Origin of the sequence: Pedococcus bigeumensis (assembly GCF_006438965.1) — a bacterium.
Taxonomy (GTDB): Bacteria; Actinomycetota; Actinomycetes; order Actinomycetales; family Dermatophilaceae; genus Pedococcus; species Pedococcus bigeumensis_A.
In genome coordinates this window covers 892,094-913,314 of sequence record NZ_RCZM01000001.1, presented here as the reverse complement: position 1 = coordinate 913,314, position 21,221 = coordinate 892,094, and the positions used below count along the sequence as shown (strand labels likewise).

21 protein-coding genes, 1 tRNA gene and 1 other RNA gene are annotated in these 21,221 nt (G+C 71.0%); 6 read left to right on the top strand and 17 right to left on the bottom strand.

What is annotated here, in order from left to right; translation table 11 throughout:
- Window positions 1-25 precede the first annotated feature (25 nt).
- The gene (gene ppgK / locus EAH86_RS04195; protein ID WP_140737309.1) at window positions 26-799 is read left to right on the top strand and encodes a polyphosphate--glucose phosphotransferase; all 774 of its coding nucleotides are present in this window, start codon (window positions 26-28) and stop codon (window positions 797-799) included.
- 28 nt (window positions 800-827) lie between these two features.
- On the opposite strand, the gene EAH86_RS04190 is transcribed toward ppgK, so the two are convergent.
- From EAH86_RS04190 to EAH86_RS04160, 7 genes are all read right to left on the bottom strand, one after another.
- Window positions 828-2,399, bottom strand: coding sequence for a hypothetical protein (locus EAH86_RS04190; protein ID WP_140737308.1), 1,572 nt, complete (start codon window positions 2,397-2,399; stop codon window positions 828-830).
- Window positions 2,375-3,193 (bottom strand): ABC transporter ATP-binding protein, encoded by an 819-nt coding sequence (locus EAH86_RS04185; protein ID WP_140737307.1) that lies wholly within the window; start codon window positions 3,191-3,193, stop codon window positions 2,375-2,377. The genes EAH86_RS04190 and EAH86_RS04185 overlap by 25 nt, the downstream gene beginning before the upstream one ends.
- 16 nt (window positions 3,194-3,209) lie before the next feature.
- Window positions 3,210-3,422, bottom strand: a complete 213-nt coding sequence (locus EAH86_RS04180) for a hypothetical protein (protein ID WP_140737306.1) — start codon at window positions 3,420-3,422, stop codon at window positions 3,210-3,212.
- 111 nt (window positions 3,423-3,533) lie between these two features.
- On the bottom strand, window positions 3,534-4,196 hold the full coding sequence (locus tag EAH86_RS04175) for an MBL fold metallo-hydrolase (protein WP_140737305.1): 663 nt from the start codon (window positions 4,194-4,196) through the stop codon (window positions 3,534-3,536).
- Window positions 4,197-4,221: 25 nt separating this feature from the next.
- Window positions 4,222-4,619: RNase P RNA component class A (gene rnpB, locus EAH86_RS04170), an RNA gene on the bottom strand.
- A gap of 132 nt (window positions 4,620-4,751) precedes the next feature.
- On the bottom strand, window positions 4,752-5,684 hold the full coding sequence (locus tag EAH86_RS04165; RefSeq protein ID WP_140737304.1) for a hypothetical protein: 933 nt from the start codon (window positions 5,682-5,684) through the stop codon (window positions 4,752-4,754).
- Between the two features lie 176 nt (window positions 5,685-5,860).
- Window positions 5,861-7,309, bottom strand: coding sequence for an RNB domain-containing ribonuclease (locus tag EAH86_RS04160; protein ID WP_140737303.1), 1,449 nt, complete (start codon window positions 7,307-7,309; stop codon window positions 5,861-5,863).
- Window positions 7,310-7,396: 87 nt separating this feature from the next.
- Between EAH86_RS04160 and EAH86_RS04155 the strand changes: the two genes are divergently transcribed.
- From EAH86_RS04155 to EAH86_RS04145, 3 genes are read left to right on the top strand one after another with little or no spacing between them, the layout of a single operon-like run.
- Window positions 7,397-8,146 (top strand): YaaA family protein, encoded by a 750-nt coding sequence (locus EAH86_RS04155; RefSeq protein WP_140737302.1) that lies wholly within the window; start codon window positions 7,397-7,399, stop codon window positions 8,144-8,146.
- Between the two features lie 16 nt (window positions 8,147-8,162).
- Window positions 8,163-9,260: an SLC13 family permease gene (locus EAH86_RS04150; RefSeq protein ID WP_140737301.1), complete on the top strand. Its 1,098-nt coding sequence runs from the start codon at window positions 8,163-8,165 to the stop codon at window positions 9,258-9,260.
- Between the two features lie 55 nt (window positions 9,261-9,315).
- Window positions 9,316-10,146, top strand: coding sequence for a CHAD domain-containing protein (locus EAH86_RS04145; protein ID WP_140737300.1), 831 nt, complete (start codon window positions 9,316-9,318; stop codon window positions 10,144-10,146).
- Between the two features lie 19 nt (window positions 10,147-10,165).
- Here EAH86_RS04145 and EAH86_RS04140 read toward each other — a convergent pair whose 3' ends face one another.
- The 8 genes from EAH86_RS04140 to EAH86_RS04105 form a co-directional block, all read right to left on the bottom strand.
- A complete protein-coding gene (locus tag EAH86_RS04140) occupies window positions 10,166-11,371 on the bottom strand; it encodes an O-succinylhomoserine sulfhydrylase (protein WP_140737299.1) in 1,206 nt (401 codons plus the stop codon).
- Window positions 11,368-11,781, bottom strand: a complete 414-nt coding sequence (locus tag EAH86_RS04135; RefSeq protein ID WP_140737298.1) for a rhodanese-like domain-containing protein — start codon at window positions 11,779-11,781, stop codon at window positions 11,368-11,370. Before EAH86_RS04135 ends, EAH86_RS04140 begins: the two co-directional genes overlap by 4 nt.
- A 76-nt stretch (window positions 11,782-11,857) precedes the next feature.
- Window positions 11,858-13,096, bottom strand: a complete 1,239-nt coding sequence (locus EAH86_RS04130) for a bifunctional RNase H/acid phosphatase (protein ID WP_140737297.1) — start codon at window positions 13,094-13,096, stop codon at window positions 11,858-11,860.
- A 3-nt stretch (window positions 13,097-13,099) separates the two neighbouring features.
- Window positions 13,100-13,891 carry a zinc ribbon domain-containing protein gene (locus EAH86_RS04125; protein WP_338325224.1) on the bottom strand — a complete coding sequence of 264 codons (792 nt, stop codon included), beginning with the start codon at window positions 13,889-13,891 and terminating at the stop codon, window positions 13,100-13,102.
- Window positions 13,837-14,697 (bottom strand): Nif3-like dinuclear metal center hexameric protein, encoded by an 861-nt coding sequence (locus EAH86_RS04120; RefSeq protein WP_140737296.1) that lies wholly within the window; start codon window positions 14,695-14,697, stop codon window positions 13,837-13,839. The genes EAH86_RS04125 and EAH86_RS04120 overlap by 55 nt, the downstream gene beginning before the upstream one ends.
- Window position 14,698: 1 nt before the next feature.
- Window positions 14,699-14,771: transfer RNA gene (locus EAH86_RS04115), tRNA-Val, on the bottom strand.
- A gap of 85 nt (window positions 14,772-14,856) precedes the next feature.
- Entirely contained in the window at window positions 14,857-15,327 is a 471-nt protein-coding gene (locus EAH86_RS04110; RefSeq protein ID WP_140737295.1) for a peroxiredoxin, read from the bottom strand.
- A 22-nt stretch (window positions 15,328-15,349) separates the two neighbouring features.
- A complete protein-coding gene (locus EAH86_RS04105; protein WP_241668171.1) occupies window positions 15,350-15,775 on the bottom strand; it encodes a DUF3052 domain-containing protein in 426 nt (141 codons plus the stop codon).
- Between the two features lie 125 nt (window positions 15,776-15,900).
- On the opposite strand from EAH86_RS04105, the gene EAH86_RS04100 reads away from it, so the two are divergent.
- Entirely contained in the window at window positions 15,901-18,228 is a 2,328-nt protein-coding gene (locus EAH86_RS04100; RefSeq protein ID WP_140737293.1) for an FdhF/YdeP family oxidoreductase, read from the top strand.
- Between the two features lie 25 nt (window positions 18,229-18,253).
- On the opposite strand, the gene EAH86_RS04095 is transcribed toward EAH86_RS04100, so the two are convergent.
- Together EAH86_RS04095 and EAH86_RS04090 are read right to left on the bottom strand one after the other, a co-directional pair.
- Window positions 18,254-19,744, bottom strand: coding sequence for a PH domain-containing protein (locus EAH86_RS04095; RefSeq protein WP_140737292.1), 1,491 nt, complete (start codon window positions 19,742-19,744; stop codon window positions 18,254-18,256).
- Window positions 19,741-20,262 (bottom strand): PH domain-containing protein, encoded by a 522-nt coding sequence (locus EAH86_RS04090; RefSeq protein ID WP_241668170.1) that lies wholly within the window; start codon window positions 20,260-20,262, stop codon window positions 19,741-19,743. Before EAH86_RS04090 ends, EAH86_RS04095 begins: the two co-directional genes overlap by 4 nt.
- A 120-nt stretch (window positions 20,263-20,382) precedes the next feature.
- Here EAH86_RS04090 and fdhD point away from each other — a divergent pair, with 120 nt between their 5' ends.
- Entirely contained in the window at window positions 20,383-21,219 is an 837-nt protein-coding gene (fdhD, locus tag EAH86_RS04085) for a formate dehydrogenase accessory sulfurtransferase FdhD (RefSeq protein WP_140737291.1), read from the top strand.
- The last annotated feature ends 2 nt before the right edge of the window (window positions 21,220-21,221 follow it).

Genomic DNA, 21,221 nt, shown 5'->3' with positions numbered 1-21,221 from the left:
AGGGCAACCGCAAGGAGGCGGACCGATGGCGAAGGAAGCCAAGCAGGCCAAGCACGGACTCCCGTTGGGGATCGACGTGGGCGGCAGCGGCATCAAGGGTGCGCCCGTCGACCTGGCCAAGGGTTCGTTCGCGGCCAAGCGGATGCGCATCGACACCCCCGCGACCTCGACCCCCGAGGCGGTGGCCCAGATCATCGACCAGATCGTCGACCACTTCGACGACGTCCGCGGCGACTCCCCCATCGGCGTCACGATCCCCGGTGTGGTGACCCACGGCGTGGTCCGCTCCGCCGCCAACATCGACAAGTCCTGGCTCGACTTCGACGCCGAGCCGATGCTCGAGAAGGTGCTCGGCCACGACATCGTGCTCGTCAACGACGCGGATGCCGCCGGCGTGGCTGAGCTCCACTACGGAGCCGCCAAGGGCCAGAAGGGCTTGGTCGTGATGACCACCCTCGGCACCGGCATCGGCTCGGCCCTGATCTATGACGGCGTCCTGATCCCGAACTCCGAGCTGGGGCACCTCGAGATCGACGGGTTCGATGCCGAGACCCGCGCCGCCTCGTCGATCAAGGACAAGGAAGACCTCAGCTACCCCGAGTGGGCCACGCGGCTGCAGCGGTACTACAGCCACCTCGAGGCATTGCTGTGGCCGGACCTCATCGTCGTCGGCGGCGGGGTGTCCAAGGACGCGGAGCAGTTCCTGCCCCTACTCAAGCTCAAGACCCCGATCGTCGCCGCGAAGCTCGAGAACAAGGCGGGCATCATCGGCGCCGCCCACCTGGCCGCCCACAAGTAGCAGCGGAGCCGGGTAGCGCTCCCGGGTTTCAGCGCATCGACACGAGGTCCTGCAGCAGGATCGCCTGACGGCGCCGGAACAGGTCCGCGCCCATCCGGGTCCCGATGACGAGCGCCACCACGCCGAGGGCGGGTCCGACCACCAGGGCGGTCCAGGCCGCCCACTCCCAGCCGAGGTACGCGAGCACGCCCAGCACCAGCGCCGGGATGGACAGGGTGAACACGGCAGCACCGCAGACGGCCTGGACGCCGAGGGTGACCCCGGCCGACCCCGGACGGCTCGTGAACGGGTTCTCCCCTGGTGCCGGCACCGCGTACTGCTTGACGGCGCTGGTCACGCAGGCGACCGCAAAACCGTTGAGCGCCAAAGCACATCCGACACCGAAGGTGGCTGGGAGCAGACGCCAGGGAGCGCCGAACACAGGTCCCAGGACGGCATACAGGGGAACGCACACGAGGGCCATCAGGCCCGAGGGGAAGAGCCGACCGAGGCGGTCGCTGACCCCGTCGACCCCGGATGCTACGTGCATCCAGAAGGCGGTGGAGTCGTAGCCGACGTCGTTGTGCTGGCCCCAGCCGATCAGGTAGGCCGAGGCGAGCGGCATGGCCAGCAGGGCCAGCTCGGAGTCTGACCCGACGCCGGGGATGAGCAGGCCCGCCGGCAGCAGGATGGTCATGACGGCCGGGACGTTGAAGCGCGGGTCGCGGATCCAGTAGGTCCCGGCGCGCGCAGCGATGGCGCCCATCGGAGTACCGGGCATCCGCGCGAACAGCCCCAGCCCTCCCCCCACTGTGCCGCCGCCAGCGGACGCCGAGCGTGGGTTGCGCAGGACCGCGACGAGCAGTCGCTCCCAGACCATGAGCAGAGCGAGGCAGAGGGCCGCTGCGAGGGCGAGTCGCAGCAGCCCACCGCCCCAGTCGCCGAGGGCGAGGTCGCCCGCGGGAGCCCAGGCCCAGCCAAGAGGGGTCCAGGCGAGCACCTCTGCTAGCCGGTCCACCGTCGCCCGGTTGAGGCCGCCGCCGGTGAGCCCGGCCAGCACCGGGCCCAGGCTCACGAACAGGAGCAGGCCGCCGATCCCCGCCACGTCGCGGCCGCGACGGGTGGCGAGCACCGCCGACGCGGCAGCCGTGCCGATCCGGCTGAGCAGGACGCAGGTGAGCAGCCCCAGCAGCCCGCCGACGAGCGCAGCCAGGGTGGACGGCACCGACCGGGATCCCGCCACCACGCTGCCGAGCACCAGCAGGGTCGTGGCGACGCCGGGCAGCCCGACCAGCGCGGTGAGCACCAGCCCGACAGCGAGGGTGCGCTCGCGCACGGCGAAGGTGGCGAACCGGGTGGGGTCGAGAGTGGGGTCGACACCGAACAGCAGGATCGGCAGGAGGGCCCACGCGGCCACCAGACCGGCTCCGGCGATGACCACGGCCGAGCGGGCGAGGTGGAGATCGCCCTGGGCGCGTAGCGAGATCAACGCTGCCAGCCCGACCAGCACGAAGCCGCCGCCGTAGAGCACGCCGACCACCATGCCCACGATGGCGGCGACACTGCGCCGCAACCCGTTGCGCAGCAGGTGGAGCTTCAGTCGGAGGAGGTGCGCAACCACGCCAGACCCTCCACGTCGGTGCTGCCGCCGACGAGGCCGAGGAACCGGTCCTCGAGGCTCACGCCCGCACGGACGTCGTCAAGGGTCCCGGCTGACAGCACCACGCCCGCGGCGATGATCGCCACGTCGGTGCAGATCCGCTCGACCAGGTCCATGACATGGCTCGACAGCACCACCGTGCCGCCGTTGGCCGCGAAGTCCTCGAGGATCCGTCGGATCGTGCGGGCCGACACCGGGTCGACGGCCTCGAACGGCTCGTCCAGGACGAGCAGCCGCGGAGCATGGACCAGCGCGCAGGCCAGGGTGATCTTCTTGGTCATGCCCGCGGAGTAGTCGATGACGAGCTTCTCGGCGGCATCGGTCAGGCCCAGCGCGGCGAGCAGCTCTCCGGTGCGCTCGGCCACCATCGCCCGGTCCATCCCGCGCAACAGACCGGCATACGTCACCAGCTGTTGTCCGGTGAGCCGGTCGAACAGACGCAGCCCGTCCGGGAGGATGCCGATCTGCGACTTGGCGCCCACGGGGTCCGCCCACACGTCGGTGCCGAGGACCTGCGCCGTCCCCGCATCGGGGCGCAGCAACCCGGTGGCCATCGACAGGGTGGTGGTCTTGCCGGCGCCGTTGGGACCGACCAGGCCGTAGAACGACCCTCGCGGCACGTCGAGGTCGAGGTTGTCGACGGCGGTCGTCTCGCCGAAGCGCTTGGTGAGGCCGCGCAGGCGCAGGGCGACCTGGGGCGCGGCGGGCGGCACGACCTGGGGCGCGACGGATGGCGCGGTCTCGGACTCCTGCATGGCCCCGACGCTAGCGTTAGCGCTGCCTCGCGATGAGCATGACCTTCTTGGGCACGTTCGTGTCGACCGCGAACCGGCGCGGCTTGTCGGCGTCCCGCTCGGCGTAGCCCATCTTCTCCAGGCGCATCAGCACCACCGGACACGTCGCGCAGCGCGGCTTGTCCTTGCAGCACTTCTTCTTCGCCTTGGCGAGCTTGGCTCCCTTGGCTGCCTTGGGGTTCTTGGCCACCCGCCGAGAGTAGGTGAGCCTTACCTAAGTCTCCAAATCAGGCTCGATGGTCGGGCCGGTCCACGCCAGGACGGGGTATGCCGGGCCTGCACCGACCGCTCGCACCTCGCGTCAGCGACCGCGGTCGAACTCCTGTGGCTCTCCCCCAGCAAGGTCGTGGATGCGGGTGTCCTTCGACCCGAGGGTGCCGGCCTGGCTGAGGTAGAGGGTCCGCCCGAGCTCGCTGAGCAGGGCGTCGTGGATCGGGATCGCGTGCGGGGCCGCGAGCCGGCGCAGGAAGCCGGTCATCTCCCGGCTGCGCGCCCAGGGGGCGTTGAGGGGGAAGGCAAGCACGTCCACCCCGTCCGGCTCGGCGTCCACGGCATCGCCCGGGTGGAAGAAGGTCGGCTCGCCGTCGGCGCTGATCCGCATCCCGGTGTTGTGGATCCTCGGGATGTCCTCGTGGATGAGGGCGTGCAGCTCCCCCACCCCGGTCACAGTCGCGGACCTGACGGTTGCAGAGTCGCCGGGTCCGAAGGCGGTAACATCGAAACCCTTGTCCTGCAACAGCTTCGACGTATCGGGGTCGGCAAAGACCTGCGCGTTCGGGTTGGCCTCGAGGAGCCCGGAGAACCGCTCCTGGTCGAGGTGGTCCGGGTGCTGGTGGGTCACCAGGACCGCGTCGAGGTCCCGCTGTCCGTGGGCGCCGGGCGACCAGACACCGGGATCCAGCAGGATCCGGGCGTCGGCGACTTCGACGAGCAGGCTGGCGTGGCCGAGGTGGGTGATCCGCATGGCCCCACCGTAAGCCGAGGTGGGGTGGATGAGTCGGTCGATACGCCGGGTTCTGTCACCGCTGGTCGTTACCGGCCAGCAGGAGACGGTCATCCATCTACGACAGCCGTTGCCGACTGCCTCCAGCGCCCTACCCGTGCACTCGGGCGGGCCGCCCTCGAACGCGCACTGTCTGAGCTTGCTCCAGGTGGGGTTTACCTAGCCGAACCAGTCACCTGGCCCGCTGGTGGTCTCTTACACCACCGTTTCACCCTTACCGCGGTGCCTGTCCGGCCGGAGCCGGGTGGTCCACCGTGGCGGTCTGTTCTCTGTGGCACTGTCCCGCGGGTCACCCCGGGTGGCCGTTAGCCACCACCTTGCCCTTCGGAGCCCGGACGTTCCTCGGCGGTGATTGCTCACCGACGCGACCGCCTGACCGACTCATCCGCCGCCAAGGATAGGGCAGGTATGCCGCGTGGCCCGCCACGCGGCATACCTCACCGTCGTCCCGCCCTGTTGGAAGCGAAACTTCCGGATTCCCGGAAGTTCTCGCACGCACTCCCGTCGCCGGATCCGTTACGAGACCCGTCGGAGTACCGCGACGGACAGCGCAGCCTTGACCTGCGCTAGAAAAGCATCGGTTTCGAGGCGCAGTCCGACCAGGTCGATGGCCAAGGTGATCTCGCCGCCGATCTGCAGGTCGTTGCGGCGCAGGTTGTCCGCCGTGACTGCCAGCCCCTGCCGGTGCTGTGCTCCGTCGATCTCGGCGACGACCCCATGCTCCTCCCAGGCCACATCGAGGTAGATCCGTCCCCGCGGGCCTTGACGCACGACCTGACGGGTCGGCCCGGGGATCCCTCGAAGGCGACACAGGCGGGCGAAGTCGAGCTCACCCAACGCCTGCGCTCCCTCGGCGACGTCGCGCACCAGGGTCCTGATGAAGGCCCGGCGGGTTCGGCCGTGCCGGCGCATCTCGGCCTCCAGCAGTGCGTGCCCCGTGAGCAACCGCTGCTGCGCGGCCATGCACACGACCAGTGCCGCTTGCCTGTCGGACACCGCCCAGTGGGCCCCACGGATCGCGGCGACGGCAGGTCTGGTGCGAGGAATCCCCGCGGCCAGGACGTCACCCTCGTCACGCGCACAGACAACATGGACCCGCACGCCGGGCACATGGGGTGGTCTGTGGGTTGCCGGGACGGAGACGTGGATGACGTCCGTGTCGAAGCCGGTCAGTCCGGCGGCCTGGAGCGCCGAGACACCGTCGAGTGCGGCACCTGCTCCCACCTCCCAGACGGCGCGCCACCGCTGGGCAACAGTCGACAGCTCACCCGTGTGCAGGGCGATCGTGTGCCGGCCCTGGGCACGCCACCGACCGGCCGCGACCTCTCGGGCAGTGGCCTGGTGGGTGATACCCAGCTCGAGGAGGGCGCTGCGAGTCAGCACCCCGTCATGGCCCTGCGCGGACTGCGCGGCTGCGAAGCGGAGCTGGCTGCGTGGTGTCGGACTCATCCGAGCATCGTTCGGCTAGCAGGAATTCGCGGCCAGCGACGCGGGAACAGCCTGTGGAAGGGCTGACCGGCGCCGCGGCAGTGGTGGACAGCCCCGCCGGTTCGGTGCCGTTACTTCCGGATATCCGGAAGTTTCACTTCCAACAGGGCGCAGGCGCGGTCGGAGAGCGAATCGAGCTAGTGGACGATCTCGAAGCGAACGGTGCCGGTCGAGATGGTGGCCTCGGTGAGCTTGACCTTGACCTCGGTCCCGAGCTGGTTCTGGCCTTCGGCGTTCGCGAGCACGGCAGGGTCCTGGATCTGGACGACCGCATCGCCCTTCTCGCGCTTGTCGACCACCATCGCGTCGAACACCTCGCCCACCCGGTCCTCGAGCGCAGCGGCCTCGACGGCGTCGGCACAGCCTCGCTCGACGCCGTTGGCCACCTTGTCGGACGCTGACATGACCTCGGGCAGCGACGGCAGGGCCTCTCGAGCCCACCCCGGCACCTCCCCGCCGGAGCTGACCGCCTCGCAGATGGCCAGCCCGAACCGGTCCACCAACCGCCGCAGGGGCGCCGTGACGTGGGCATAGGGAGCGGCCACCGCCGCGTGCTCGGCGTGGTCGGGCGCCTCGCCGTCGAACGGGGTGTAGCCGGCACCGCGGAACAGCGACGTCGCCTCGTGGATCAGGGCCAGGTGCTTGGGGTTGGTGCGGTCCAGCGTCCTCAGGAACTCGCCGTAGGGCGTCCCCTCCTGCCACTCGATCCCGAGCGCCCGGCTCGCGTGGCGGAACCGGCCGATCGCGTTCTGGTCCGGGGCGGGCATCGAGCGCAGGATCCCGACCTTGGCCTTGATCATCATCTCGGCGGCGGCCATGCCGGTCAGGAGCGAGATCTGGGCGTTCCAGTCCTCGACGTCCAGCGGTGGCCGGAAGTAGAGCCGGTAGTGCCCCTGGTCGTCCTCGTTGACCTCCTGCTCGGGCATCGGCAGGCTCGCTCCCCCGCGGCGGCGCTCGAGCTCGATCCGCTTCTGCCCGACCTCCTTGAGCAGCAGCAGCCGCTCGTCGGCCGAGCCGTCGTCGATGGCCTTCTGCACCCCCTCGTAGTCGAGCCGGTCGGTGCTCTTGACCATGGCCCGGTAGACCTCGGCGTCGGTGCCATCACCATCGGCCTTGAGCCGCAGGTCCCACACGAACGCCGGTCGCGTCTCGCCCGCCAGCAGACTGGCGGCACCTTCGCTCAAGACGGTGGGGTGCAACGGAGTTCGCTTGTCCGGCGCATAGACGGTCTGCCCACGCCTACGCGTCTCGGCGTCGACGGCGCCGCCGGGCTTCACGAAGGCCGGCACGTCGGCGATGGCATAGCGGACGCGGTAGCCGTCACCGTCACGCTCGATGTGCAAGGCCTGGTCGAGGTCCATCGAGCCGGGCGGGTCGATGGTGAGGAACGGCACCGACGTCTCGTCGCGGTCCGGCAGGCCGGGCGAGGCCGCCGCGGCCGCCGCCTCCGCCTCGACATCAGGTGGGAACGCCTCCGGCACCTTCAGCTCGGCGCGGATCGCGTCGAACCTGGCGGCCAGCTGGGCGGACTGCGCGACGGCTGTCTCGGTGCTCGGCTGCTGGACGTGGATGCTGCGGGTAGGCATAGAGCCAACCTACCCAGACGGACCGCCGGGACGGGTCGTCATCGGACACGACGACGGCCCGCAGATGCCGCCACCTAGGCTGTGCTCGTGCTGATCCTGCTACCCCCGTCGGAGTCCAAGACGGGCCGCGCCCGTGGGCGGTCGGTGGTCCACGAGCACCTCTCCTTCCCCGAGCTCAGCGCGACCCGGCAGTCCGTCGCCGAAACGGTCGCCAAGGTCAGCGCTCACCCCGATGCGGCCGCGACGCTCGGGGTCAGCCCCAACCTCACCGCCGAGATCGCCCGCAACCTCGTGCTGCACACCGCGCCGGCGATGCCCGCCTCGCGCGTCTACTCGGGGGTCCTCTACGACGCTCTCGACTACGCCACCCTCGACAGCGCGGCCAAGCGTCGCGCGAACCGCTGGCTCGTCGTCGTCTCCGCCCTCTACGGTGCCGTGCGCCCCACGGATGCGATCGCGCCGTACCGGCTCTCCATGGCGGTCAACCTCCCCGGCGTCGGCCCGCTCGCCAGCGCGTGGAAGCCCGAGCTGCGCCGCGTCCTGCCTGTCCTCGCCGGCCGTGGCGTCGTGGTCGACTGCCGCTCCAGCACGTATGCCGCGGCGTGGACGCCTGAGGGCGACCTCGCCGACCGCTGGGTGCAGGTCCGCGTGCCCGGGGCCACCCACATGGCCAAGCACACCCGCGGCCTGGTCGCCCGGGAGCTGTGCCGCGTCGGTCGGGACGTCCGTCGGGTGCCCCAGCTCGCCGAGGTGCTCGCCGATGCCTTCGTGGTGACGGTCGAGGAGCCCACCAAGGCAGGCCGCCCCTGGGTCATCGACGTCACGGCACGGTCGTGACGGCGGCGCTGCAGCGGTGAACGTCGCCGAGCTCGGCGATGTGCTGACCCGGGTCCTTCCCGTCCTGGTCTTCTTCGTAGCGATCACTGTCGTGGCCGAGATCGCCGACGCCGCAGGGGTTTTCGATGTCGCAGGGCACTGGGCGTCTCGCGCCGGTCGGCACCGGACACCGCTGCTGTGGCTGTTGTTCGTCCTCGTCGCGGTCGCCTGCACCATCGTGCTCAGCCTGGACACGACTGCCGTCCTGCTGACCCCGGTCGGCCTGGCCATCGCCGTCCAGCTCGACATCTCCCCCGTCCCCTTCGCCCTGACGACACTGTGGATCGCGAACACGGCGAGCATGTTGCTCCCCGTCTCCAACCTCACGAACCTGCTTGCCCTGCACCACTTCGAGGTGCTCGGGGTCGGGCACGCCGGGTACGTACGACTGGCCGCCCTGCCTGCTGTCGCTGCGGTCGTCGGCACAGTGCTGGTGCTCTACGTCCTGAACCGGCGCAACCTGCACGGCCGCTACCTGCCTGATGCCCCACCGGATCCGCACGACCTGGTGCTGCTGCGGGTGGCGGCGGCGGTCTGCATCGCAGTCGGTCCGCTCTTCGCGCTCGGGCTGTCCCCGGCCTGGGTGTCATCGGTTGCGGCCGTCGTGCTCGTCGCCGCGGCCTGGGCCCGCAACCGCGACCTGGTCCGTCACCTCAAGGTCCCGTGGCAGATGGCCCTGGCTGTCGCTGCCCTGTTCGTGGTCATCGACGCCGCCCTCCAGCTGGGGCTCCAGCCCGCGTTGGCCTCCCTCGCGGGCGACGGCACCTCCCCCAGTGACCTCGCCCGGGTCGCCGGTGTCGGCGCGCTGGCCGCGAACGGGGTCAACAACCTGCCCGCCTACATCGCCCTCGAGTCGGTCACGTCCGATGCCCCGGCCCGGTTGATGGCGCTGCTCATCGGTGTCAACGTCGCGCCACTGGTCACCCCGTGGGCGTCGCTCGCGACGCTCCTGTGGGCGCAGCGCTGCCGGGCGCGCGGCATACACATCCCGGTGAGGTCCCTTGCGGCCCAGGGCCTCCTGTGCGCCGTCGTCTCCGCCGGACTGGCGCTGGCCGCCCTCGTCGTCACCACGTGACCCCGAGACTGTCGGGGTCCCTGTGCGGGTGGGCCAGGTCCGGTAGAACTGGGTCATGAGACCGCACGTGGGGCGCGACGTCGGTCGCTACCTGCGTGACCTGGCCGTGCGGCTCGACGAGCTGGCGCCGGCCGTCATCGCGGGCACTCCGGATGCCGCCCACCAGATGCGCACCACGACTCGGCGGGCGTCCGCGTGCCTGGCGATGTTCGGACCTGTGCTGCTCCTCAGCGACGACGCCGGTCTCCGCACCGAGCTGGCCTGGCTCACGGCCGAGCTCGGAGCCTTCCGGGACGCCGAGGTCCTCGCGACGAGGCTGCCCGGAGGACATGAGGTGCCGATCCGGGTCGGGGAGGCCTTGACCGAGACGTTGGCCAAGGCGACGACCGACCTGAGGGCGGCCCTGGAGTCAGCGCGGTTCGCCGCACTGCCCCTGGCCCTGGCCGAGGTCGGCGCGACGGCGAAGCCACGTCCACGACGCAGCGACCTTCGCCGAGCGGTCCGGCGAGGCTGGCAGCGAACGGTCCGGCGGCACGCGGCCTACCTGGCGGCCGTCGACGAGCACCTCCGGGACGAGGCGCTGCACGAGGTTCGCAAGTCGTTGCGCAGGCTGCGCTACGCGTGTGACGCGCTGGGGACGTCGTGTGGGAGCCGGCTCGCGGCGGGCGCAGCGGAGGCCAGGGCGGTTCAGGAGGTCCTCGGGGAACACCACGACGCGGTGGTCAGCCTCAGCCTGCTGCGCGGGCTTGCGCTCACCGAACGCGACCCTGCTCGGCTCGCGGCCTACGCCCTGCTGTTCGACGTGGAGACCACGGCCCGGGACCGAGCCCTGGCGAGGTTCGAGACCGCCTGGCCGCAGCTCGAGCCGCACTTCGGACCCCGTTAGCCGCATCGGCGGAATCAGCCTAGGACGAGCCGAGACCTCGCTGCAGGTCCTCGATGACGTCCTGGACGTCCTCGAGCCCGACGGAGATGCGCACGGTGCCATCGGCGATCCCGACGGCCGCCCGCGCCTCGGGCGTGAGCCGCCGGTGCGTCGTCGTGGCCGGGTGGGTGACCATCGACTTCGCGTCGCCCAGGTTGTTGCTGATGTCGACGACCTGCAGGGCGTTGAGGAGTGCGAAGGCCTCGGCCTTGCCGCCGTCGAGCTCGAACGTCACCACGGTCCCGCCGCCCAGCATCTGCCGCTTGGCCAGCTCGGCCTGCGGGAAGGACGGGAGCCAGGGATAGAGAACCTTCGTCACCTTGGGGTGGGCCTCGAGGGCCTCCGCGACGGCGAGCGCGTTGGCTGCCTGCTTCTCGACTCGCAGCGACAGGGTCTCCAGCCCCTTGACGAGCACCCAGGCGTTGAACGGCGACATCGACGGTCCGGTGTGGCGCATCAGGTTCTTGACGGGCCCGTTGACGAACTCGGCGGTCCCGAGGACGGCGCCGCCAAGGGTGCGGCCCTGGCCGTCGATGTGCTTCGTGGCGGAGTACACGACGATGTCGGCGCCGTGCTCCAGCGGCTTGGAGAACACCGGTGTCCCGAAGACGTTGTCGACGACGACCTGGGCGCCCGCGGAGTGGGCCAGGTCCGAGACGGCCCGCATGTCGACGAGCTCCTGCATCGGGTTGCTCGGGGTCTCGAAGAAGACGGCCTGGGTCGGGACGGACAGGGCCTCGCGCCACTGGTCGAGGTCCGGTCCGTCGACGAAGACGGTCTCGACGCCCCACCGGGGCAGGATCTCGTCGAGGATCACGAAGCACGACCCGAACAGCCCGCGGGACGACACCACCCGGTCACCCTGGCCCAGCAGCGCGGCCAGTGCGACGAAGACAGCCGACATCCCGGACGCGGTGGCGAAGCAGGCCTCCGCTCCCTCCAGCTCCTTGAGCCGCTGCTCGAACATCGTGACGGTGGGGTTGCCGTAGCGCGAGTAGATGAAGTGGTCGACCTCGTCCTTGAACGCCGCCTCGGCCTGCTCGGCGCTCTCGTAGACGAACCCCGACGTGAGGTAGAGCGCCTCCGCCGTCTCATCAAAGTTGCTCCGCGCCAGGCCACCGCGCACGGCGATGGTGTCGGGCCGGAAACCCTTCTGTGGCAACGATTCCGGCGTCGATTCGCTCATCGCTGCCGCCACGGCAGTCCGGCGTTCTTCCAACCCGAGACGGCCCGGTGGCCGTGCTCGTCGGTCGGGCCCTCGAAGCCCTCGAGCACGTTGTAGGACGGCTCGAGGCCGGCCCGAGTGGCTGCGTCGGCCGCCGCGACCGAGCGCACCCCGGACCGGCACAGGAAGTAGATCGGCGCGCCATCCGGAAGGCCGGCGTCCCGCAGCTGCTCGACGAAGTCGCCGTTGACGGCGCCGTCGGAGAACCGCTGCCACTCGACGCAGACCACCCGCTTGCCGAGCGCGCTCAGGTCGGGCAGCCCGACGTAGTTCCACTCGGCGGTGGTCCGCACGTCCACGAGGACGGCGTCCTCCTCGGCGGCCAGCGCGGCATACGCATCCTGCGGTGCGACGTCTCCGGCGTAAGTCATGGCGCCAGCGTAGAACTCAGGCCACATGGCGAGACGTCCGGCCCACTTCGTGGACGATCACGCCGGCGGCGAGGAATCAGCTGCGGTTGGTGAAGGCGACCGACACGTTGCCGTCCGGCCAGACCTCGAGCGCCGTCAGCGAGCCGGGCGCGGCGGCGAGGCGCCACACCTTGTCGTGCGGGATGCCCAGCACGTGGGTCAGCACGCACATGATCGGCTTGCGGTGGCAGACCACCACCGTGGTGCCGCCCGCGGCGACGACCCGGTCGAACGCGGCAACGACGCGTGCGGCCAGCTGGTCGTGCGACTCCCCGCCAGGCCGGGTGTATGCCGGGTCCGCACGCATCGCGGTCAGCTCGCCCGGGTGGTCGCGGACCAGGTCGGGGATGCTGGCGCCGTCCCAGTCACCGAAGTCCTGCTCGTCCCAGTCCGCGTCGACGACTGGCGTGACCGCGATCGGCTCCGCCACCGCGGCCCCGGTCTGACGCGCGCGAGCCAGGGAGGACGTGACCACGCGTGCTGGCGAGCCACCCAGCAGGTGGGCCACGGCCCGTCCGGCTGCGGCGGCCTGGGCCTGGCCCGCGGTGTTGAGCGACGGGTCCGACCCACCCCGACCGTCGAGGCGTGAGGCCACGGTGAAGTCGGTGACCCCGTGGCGGACCAGCACGATCCGCGTCGGGGTGCCCTGCCACGGCCCGGTGGCAGCGGGACCGGGGTCGGGGTCGATCAGCTCGTCGACCACCTCGGCGACGGACTCCGCGGCGCCGTCGGCGTCCCTGTCCGTGCCGCCGTCGCTGTCGCCGTCGCTGTCGCCGTCGCTGTCGCCGTCGCCGTCGCTGTCGCCGTCGCCGTCGCCGTCGCCGTCGCCCAGCATGCGGTCGATGGTCCGGCCGTCCATGCCGTCGTTGGACAGGGCATCCGCGTCCTTGTTCTGCTCGCGCGGGATCCAGGTGAAGGACACCGACCCACCGGCCGCGCTGATCTGGGCGGCGACGTCACGGGCCTCGAGGGCGAGCTGCCGCATGTCGGGGTGCTTGATCTTCCAGCGCCCGGCCATCTGCTCGACCACGAGCTTGGAGTCCATCCGTGCCTCGACGTCGGCGCCGGCGTCGATGCGCAGGACCGCCTTCAGCCCGGCGATGAGACCGGAGTACTCGGCGACGTTGTTGGACTCCTTGCCCAGTGGGGCGGCACCCTCCCACAGGACCCGACCGCTGATGGCGTCGCGCACGAGGGCGCCGTAGCCGGCCACGCCGGGGTTGCCTCGGGAGCCGCCGTCAGCCTCGATGACCAGGGCGCGTCGGGTCGAAGGCACGGGTCAGAGGCCGGACTCGGCGGTGCGCACGAGGATGCGACGGCACTCCTCGCACCGCAGGACCTCGTTGTCGGGCGCGGCCTTGATCCGGTTCATCTCGACGTTGTTGAGCTCGAGCTGGCAGCCGCCGCAGCGACGCTGCCGCAGTGGTGCCGCAGCGAGACCACCACTCTGCACGCGGATCTTCTCGTAGAGACCGACGAGCTCATCCCCCACCCCCGCCACGATGTCGGCACGCGGGGCAGCGATCTTGGTCGCCTCGAAGTCGAGGTCGGCCAACGCGGCATCCCGGGCCTCGACGGCCGCGGTGACCTGCGCCGCCAGCGTCGTGTGCTCGGCGTTGAGCTGGGACACGGCCGACTCGGCGTCCTCGGCGCGTTCCATCACCTCGATCTCGACGTCCTCGAGCTCGGACTGCCGACGGACCAGGGAGGCCAGCTCGTGCTGGATCGCCTGCAGGTCCTTGGCCGACCCGGTGCCGGCGTCGAGCCGGGACTGGTCACGTGCCGCGCGGTCTCGGACGAGCTGGACGTCGGCCTCGGCCTTGGCGACCTCGCGCTGGATGTCGCCGAGCTCGGTGCGAGCCCGCACGAGCAGGGAGTCCAGGCCGGCAGCCTTGGTCTCGAGGTCGGCCAGCACGGCGTGCTCCGGCAGGTTCTTGCGCGCATGCGTGATCTGGTCGAGACGGGTGTCTATCGCCTGCAGGTCGAGCAGTCTCCACTGACGGGACGGGTCGGCTTTCAGGACGTACCTCCAGGGCCAGCGGGCGGTTCGGCTCCGACCACGAAGTCCCACGGGTCGGTGCGCAGTGTTGAGATGTGGGTCTCCACCTTAGGGGCCCCCTCCCCGCCGTCCGCAACCGCCGTCCGGACGCGCTCGGCGGCACCCGCGAGCCACAACGACTCGGTGGCCCAGTGGCCGGCGTCGACGAGGTAGGGCGGACCGCCCCGGGCCTGCTCGCGAGCCTCGAGGACCGGGTGGTGCCGCAGGTCGGCGGTGACGTAGACGTCGGCGCCGCTGGCGCGCACGTGGTCGAACATGTCGTCGCCCGCGCCGCCCATCACGGCCACGCGCTGGACTCGCGCATCGGCCGGGCCGGCCACCCGCAGCCCGCCCGGGGAGGGCGGCAGGGCGGCATACAGCGACGCGGTGAACTCGGCCAGCGTCATGGGCTCGGTGAGCTGCCCCACCCGGCCCAGTGGCTGCCCCTCGACGACGGCGAGCGGCTCGACGTCCGTGAGGCCGCAGGCCTCGGCGAGGGCGTCGTTGACACCCGGCGAGGCCACGTCGGCGTTGGTGTGGGCGACGTAGAGCGCGATGTCGTTCACCACCAGCGAGGTGATGGTGGCGCCCTTGGCGCCCGAGGTGGCAACGCTGTGTATGCCGCGCAGCAGCAAGGGATGGTGCGTCACCACGAGGTCGGCCCCCAGGGCCCGCGCTTCCTCGATGACCGCCAGCGTGGGGTCGACAGCGAAGTGGATCCGGCGCACCGGCTGGGCGAGGTCGCCGGACACCAGCCCGACCTGGTCCCACGACTGCGCCGTCAACGGAGGGTAGAGGTCCTCGAGCACACGGACGACGTCGGCGAGGGTGGTGTGCATGTGGGCCCGGCCGGGCTCGAACCGACGACATCCACGGTGTAAACGTGGCGCTCTACCAACTGAGCTACAGGCCCCGCGTCGTCACGACCGGCGCGGGCGCCGCGATCTGACTGCGGGCGCCATTGTGTCAGGTCCCGCCACGGTTTCCTGCGAGGACGCTCAGGCGCGCAGGCCGGCCAGCGCCTCGTGGTAGCCGGTGAAGTCGCGGGCCGTGCCGATCTCGTTGACGAGCGACCAGCGGACCACGCCCTCGGTGTCGATGAGGAAGGTCCCGCGCAGCGCCGCACCGGCCTGCTCGTTGAACACGCCGTACTGCTGCGCCACCCCGCCGTGCGGCCAGTAGTCCGACAGCAGGGGGAAGAAGTAGCCCTCCTTGTCGGCCCAGGCCCGCTGGCTGAACATGTGGTCGCAGGAGACGGCCAGGACCTGCACGTCGTCGCCGACGAAACCACCGAGGTCGTCGCGGATCTCGCAGAGCTCTCCGGTGCAGATGCCCGAGAAGGCGAAGGGGTAGAACACCAGCACGACGTTCTTGGCGCCGCGGAACTGCGCCAGGGAGAAGTCCTGCCCGTTCTGGTCCTTGAGGGCGAAGTCCGGAGCCGTAGCCCCAACGGCGATGGGTGACGTCATGCTCGGCAGTCTGCCAGCGCCGTCAACGCCGCCCGGTCTTGGGGGCGACGAGCTTGGTGGCCGTCCAGTCCTCGCAGGCGTTCACCGTGCCCGAGGTGTGCAGACCTGCGGTGGTCGCGGCTTCCTCGATGTCGCTCGCCTCGACGTGTCCGGGGCGACCCGACTTCAGGGTGAGGACGACGACCGAGCCGCCCTCGCCGAGGTTGGTGAGCGCATCGACGACGGCATCGACGAGGTCTCCGTCGTCCTGCCGCCACCAGATGAGCGAGACGTCAGCGACGTCCTGGTACTCCTCATCCTCGAGCTCTGTGCCGGTGTGGTCCTCGACGGCGAAGCGGAACTCGTCGTCGACATCGGAGTCGTAGCCGAACTCCTGGATCACCTGTCCTGCGGTGAGGCCAAGTCGGCCCACCGTTGCTTGCAGCGCAGACTGCGCTGGCGTGGTCACACCCTTCTCCATCCCTCGAGGCGGTCAGTTGCGGGGTAAGTCCATCGGGTTGGGCCGGGATTTTCAACCGAGTCCGCGGAATAGGCACACATTCCCACCGCGTGGACGGGGTTAGGGTCGGGCACATGGCCGACGAGCGTCCCCCCAGCCGCCCCTCAGGAGCGGCCCCCGAAGCCCTGAGCAGCATCGATCCGACGGGAGCCGTCGACGCGCATGCCCCCAAGCAGTGGGCCGCCGGGCTGCCCGCGGTCGTCAACTCGTTCCGCCACGGGGTCGACCAGATGGGGCTGCCCCGGACGGCTCGGGTGTTCGGCCGTCTCAACCAGACGCAGGGCTTCGACTGCCCGTCCTGCGCGTGGCCCGATCCCGAGGCCGGCGACCGGCACGTCGCGGAGTTCTGTGAGTCAGGTGCCAAGGCGGTGGCGTGGGAGGCCACCAAGCGTCGGATCGACCGGGAGTTCTTCGCCCGCCACAGCATCGACGGGCTCGACGGCCAGAGCGAGTGGTGGCTGGGGCAGCAGGGTCGGCTCACCGAGCCGATGCACCGCGCACCCGGCGCCTCGCACTACACCCCGGTGTCGTGGGACGAGGCCAACGCGATCATGGCCCGCCACCTCACCGCCCTGCCGACCCCTGATGACGCGGTGTTCTACACGTCCGGCCGCACGAGCAACGAGGCCGCCTTCCTCTACCAGCTGATGGTCCGCGCCTACGGCACCAACAACCTCCCCGACTGCTCGAACATGTGCCACGAGTCCTCCGGCACTGCGATGACCGAGCAGATCGGCATCGGCAAGGGAGCGGTCACCCTCGAGTCGCTTGAGCAGGCCGAGCTCATTGTGATCGCGGGCCAGAACCCGGGCACCAACGCCCCGCGCATGCTGACGCACCTCGAGAACGCCAAGAAGAACGGCGCGGTCATCGTGGCCGTCAACCCGCTGCCAGAGGCCGGGCTGATCCGGTTCAAGAACCCGCAGACGCCGCGCGGCCTGGTCGGCCCCGGCACGGCCCTTGCGGACGACTACCTCCAGGTCCGGCTCGGCGGGGACCACGCGCTCTTCCGCGCGGTCGGGCACCTGCTCGTCGCCGCCGAGCAGTCCGCGCCCGGCACCGTCGTGGACCGGGACTTCCTCGATGCACACACCGCCGGCTATGACGCCTACGTGGACGCCGTGCGCGAGATCGACTGGGCCGCAACGGAGCTCGCAACCGGACTGAAGCGCTCCGAGATCGATGCACTGGCCAAGCGGTTCACCGAGTCGAAGGCAACTGTCGTCTGCTGGGCGATGGGGCTGACCCAGCACGTGCACGCAGTCATGACCATCCAGGAGATCGTCAACGTCCTCCTGCTGCAGGGGAACATCGGCAAGGACGGCGCCGGTCCCTGCCCGATCCGCGGCCACTCCAACGTCCAGGGCGACCGCACCATGGGCATCTGGGAGCAGATGTCCCAGAAGTTCCTCGACGACCTCGGGGCAGAGTTCGCCTTCACCCCGCCCACCGAGCACGGTGTCGACGCCACCGCCACCGTCACGCGGCTGCGCGACAAGTCGGTCCGGGTCTTCTTCGGCATGGGCGGCAACTTCGCCATGGCCACCCCGGACACCCCCGTTGTGCACGAGGGGCTGCGCGCCTGCGACCTGACGGTCCACGTGTCCACCAAGCTCAACCGGTCGCACACCGTCACGGGCACGGAGGCGCTGATCCTGCCGTGTCTGGGCCGGACCGACCGTGACGCCACCCCGCGCGGGCACCAGGGCGTCACCGTCGAGGACTCCCAGGGGCAGGTGCACCTCTCCCAGGGCCGGCTCGAGCCGCCCTCAGACCTGTGTCGCTCGGAGGTCGCGATCGTCGCCGGACTGGCCGAGCGGATCGCCCCTGGCGTGGGCTCCATCGACTGGCCCGCGCTGTCGCAGGACAACGACCTCATCCGCGAGCACATCTCGCGCGTGGTCCCCCACTTCGAGGACTACAACGCCCGGGTGCGCGTGCCCGGCGGCTTCCTGCTCCCCCACAAGCCGCGTGACCTGCGCGAGTTCGACACCCCCAGTCGCAAGGCCGAGTTCATCGCCGGGAGCGTGCCGATGCTCGAGGTGCCGGACGCCCGGTTGCTGCTGCAGACGATCCGCAGCCACGACCAGTTCAACACCACCATCTACGGGCATGCCGACCGCTACCGAGGCATCTCGGGCAACCGGCGCGTGGTCCTGGTCAACCCCGACGACCTGCACCGGCTCGGGTTCCACCAAGGTCAGGTCGTCGACGTGGTCAGCGAGTTCGAGGGCACCGACCGCCGCGCCGAGGGCTTCACGCTCGTGTCCTACCCCACCGCCGAGGGGTGCGCCGCGGCCTACTACCCGGAGACCAACGTGCTCATGTCGGCCGACCACGTGGCGCTGCGGTCCAACACCCCGGTGGCCAAGGCGCTGGTGATCCGCTTCGAAGCCCGCTGAGGGCCACACTCACGCCGTCGCCCGGCTAGGCCCGCTGGCGGGCCTGGCTGGAACGGACCACCTGCTCGGCAAGCAGGCGGACCGCCTCGGGCTCGTCGAGGTGGGCGACGACCGGCGAAACCGGCCCGACCGTGGACATCAGCCGCACCGTGGCGACTCCGCGCCTGCGCTGCACCGGACCCTGCTCGACCTTGAGCGACTGGATCCTTGCGTGCGGCACGAACTGGGCGGCGCGGTACCACCCGCCGCGGCGAGTGAGCAGCCCCTCGGGCAGGACGGCATACCCCTGTCGTCGCCAGCTCAGCGGGTCGAGGCTCCGCGCCCGCGTGCTCGTGGTGACGAACCCCTCGGCGGGTCCGTCACCTTCGAGCGCGGCCAGGGCCGCACCCCGAGGTATGCCGGGGTGCACGAGGGTGAGCACGCGGAGGGCTTCCTCGCGGTTGCCGACGGGCATCAGCACCGTCTGGGTGACGTCGTCGCCGCCGGCACCCGCCCCCGCCACATTGACCTGGATCCGCCACCAACCGGTCAGCCGCCAGGGCAGCGACTGGCTCACCTCGACCGCCTGGATGCGGTGCAACGGGACCGTCGTGGTGCGCAGGTCGGTGAGGCCGTGGCGGATCCGCAGGCGGTCGCCCTGGTGGAGCAGCTCGAAGTTGCACTCCTGCGTGAGTCGCTTGAGGTGCGACGAGCCGACGGCCACGGTCATCGGGCCGAGCCAGGCCACCATCTCGGGCACGCCCAGCGCGATCGAGACCACCAGGGCCGGGATGGCGAGCGCGATGACCAGCCCGGGGCCGCTGTAGAGGATGGACTGCAGGATGCGCAGGTTCGGGATCGCCAGGATCGGCTGCCCGACAGGGGGCGGAGCAGGGAGGTCGGCGTAGTCCTCGTCGGTGAGCTGTGCACCGCCCCACTCGGACCCACCGGCAGCGGACGCGTGGTGGGACGTCGCGGCCGCGGGGTTCGCGGCGACCTCGTCACTGCGCCCCGCGAGGGCCATCAGCTGCTCGCGCACCTGCTGGGCCTGGGCGTCGGTCAGGAAGGACAGCTTGAGGTGCGAGTCCTTGCCGCCGGCCGACTGGACCACGACCTCGGACAACCCGGTGAGCCGCGCCAGCAGTGGCCGCCCCAGGTCGACCGCCTGGATCCGGTCGAAGCGCACCTGGCGGTGCTGGCGGAACAGCACACCGGTGCGCAGCTCGATGAGCGCGTCCCCGACCCGGAACCGGGAGAACCGCCACGAGACCCACGCCCCGGCGATGATTCCGAGCAGGACGACCAGTACGCCGACCGCGGCCCAACCCAGGTGGCCGTTGGTGGGGTCGTCGCGCTGGGCACCGAAGAACGAGTCCGCCTGCTGCGACACGATGTAGGCCAGCACGGCGACGAACGCGATCCCGCCCTTGAGCAGCGGCGAGAGCGGGTGCAGGTGGCGCCACTCAGGCTGCGGGGTCGGCGGGGTCGTTGGGGTCGGCTCGGTCGCCGGGGTCGGCGTCGGCTCGGCAGTGCTCACAGACCCGCCCGCTGCGACTCGCCCCGCGCAGCCAGCCGCTCACGGAGCGCCTCGGCCTCGGCCGTCGGCAGGCCGGGGATCTGGCCACCGCTCTGCGGTGAGGCGGTGTGCAGCTCGACGGTGGCCATGCCGAACCGTCGCTCCAGGGGGCCGGACTGGACGTCGACGAACTGCAGTCGGCCATAGGGGACGCTGACCAGGGTCCGGAACATCCGCCCCCTGCGGACCACCAGCTCCTCCTCCCCCTCGGCCCAGGTGATCGCCGGAACCTGCCGCCTGATCAGCCAGGCACCGGTGGCGAGCGCCAGGGCCACGAGCAGCACCCCGACCCAGAAGCCCTTCCAGACGAGGGCGGCCAGCACGAGCAGGGCGACCAGGAGCGGTCCGAGGAACACCGACAGGACGAGGAGTCGCGCGGTGGCGAGCTTCGGCGACACCGGGCGCCACGGCATACCGGTGTCGCCGAAGAGGCGCACCTCGTGGGGGGACGGGGACTGGTTGTTGGGGGCGTCGCTCACGCCCCCAACTTATCCGCCACGACCCCGCCCGGTTCGGACGCCCGGCCCGCTCGGGTCGGTCGCCACGCCACCTGCCCTCCCGCCGCGGCTGCAGGTGAGGGCGCGGCATACATTGCTGACGTGGGAAGGGTGACGAGGCGGGCGCCGGCGATCCGGGTCGAGGTGACCCCGGACGGGGTCCGGTCGACGTCGCGACCGGACACGCTCGCGGTCGAGGAACCCCTCGAGATCCGGGTGGCCGGCACGTCGGTGACGGTCACGATGCGCACACCGGGTGACGACTTCGACCTCGCCCTGGGCAACCTGCTGACCGAGGGCGTGCTGCGCCGCGCCGACGAGGTGCGCCAGCTGATGCACTGCCTCGACGAGGACGAGGCGGGCTCCCCCACCTACAACGTCGTCGACGTGACGCTGGCCCCGGACGTGGTGCCGGACCTCGGTCGCAGCGCCCGCTCGGGCTACCAGAGCAGCGCCTGCGGCGTGTGCGGCAAGACCAGCATCGACGCCATCACCGCGACCAGCCCGTATGCCGTGGCCGACGACACCGTCCGCCTGTCACCGGCCGTCGTGGCTGGGCTGCCGGAGATGCTGCGGACCCGGCAGAAGGTCTTCGACAAGACCGGAGGCCTGCACGCCGCCGGGATCTTCACCGCCGACGGCGAACCGCTGGCCGTGCGCGAGGACGTCGGTCGGCACAACGCCGTCGACAAGGTCGTGGGCTGGGCCGGTCGTGAGGGGTTGCTGCCGTTGACGGGGCACGTCCTCGTCGTGAGCGGCCGGGCCAGCTTCGAGCTGGTGCAGAAGGCCGTGATGGCCGGGCTGCCGGCCCTGGTGGCGGTGTCCGCGCCGTCGTCGCTGGCGGTGGAGCTGGCGACCGAGTCGGGGCTGACCCTCGTCGGCTTCGCGCGGCCGCCGCGGCTGACCGTCTACGCGGGAGCGTCCCGGCTGGGTCTGTAGAC

Excerpts from the sequence above, each read along its gene's own strand:
- EAH86_RS04175 (WP_140737305.1), bottom strand. The coding sequence starts at position 4,196 with ATGCGGATCACCCACCTCGGCCACGCCAGCCTGCTCGTCGAAGTCGCC.
- EAH86_RS04110 (WP_140737295.1), bottom strand. The coding sequence starts at position 15,327 with ATGACGTCACCCATCGCCGTTGGGGCTACGGCTCCGGACTTCGCCCTC.
- EAH86_RS04135 (WP_140737298.1), bottom strand. The coding sequence starts at position 11,781 with ATGACTTACGCCGGAGACGTCGCACCGCAGGATGCGTATGCCGCGCTG.
- EAH86_RS04145 (WP_140737300.1), top strand. The coding sequence starts at position 9,316 with ATGAGACCGCACGTGGGGCGCGACGTCGGTCGCTACCTGCGTGACCTG.
- EAH86_RS04100 (WP_140737293.1), top strand. The coding sequence starts at position 15,901 with ATGGCCGACGAGCGTCCCCCCAGCCGCCCCTCAGGAGCGGCCCCCGAA.
- EAH86_RS04165 (WP_140737304.1), bottom strand. The coding sequence starts at position 5,684 with ATGAGTCCGACACCACGCAGCCAGCTCCGCTTCGCAGCCGCGCAGTCC.
- EAH86_RS04140 (WP_140737299.1), bottom strand. The coding sequence starts at position 11,371 with ATGAGCGAATCGACGCCGGAATCGTTGCCACAGAAGGGTTTCCGGCCC.
- EAH86_RS04185 (WP_140737307.1), bottom strand. The coding sequence starts at position 3,193 with ATGCAGGAGTCCGAGACCGCGCCATCCGTCGCGCCCCAGGTCGTGCCG.
- ppgK (WP_140737309.1), top strand. The coding sequence starts at position 26 with ATGGCGAAGGAAGCCAAGCAGGCCAAGCACGGACTCCCGTTGGGGATC.
- EAH86_RS04160 (WP_140737303.1), bottom strand. The coding sequence starts at position 7,309 with ATGCCTACCCGCAGCATCCACGTCCAGCAGCCGAGCACCGAGACAGCC.
- EAH86_RS04120 (WP_140737296.1), bottom strand. The coding sequence starts at position 14,697 with ATGCACACCACCCTCGCCGACGTCGTCCGTGTGCTCGAGGACCTCTAC.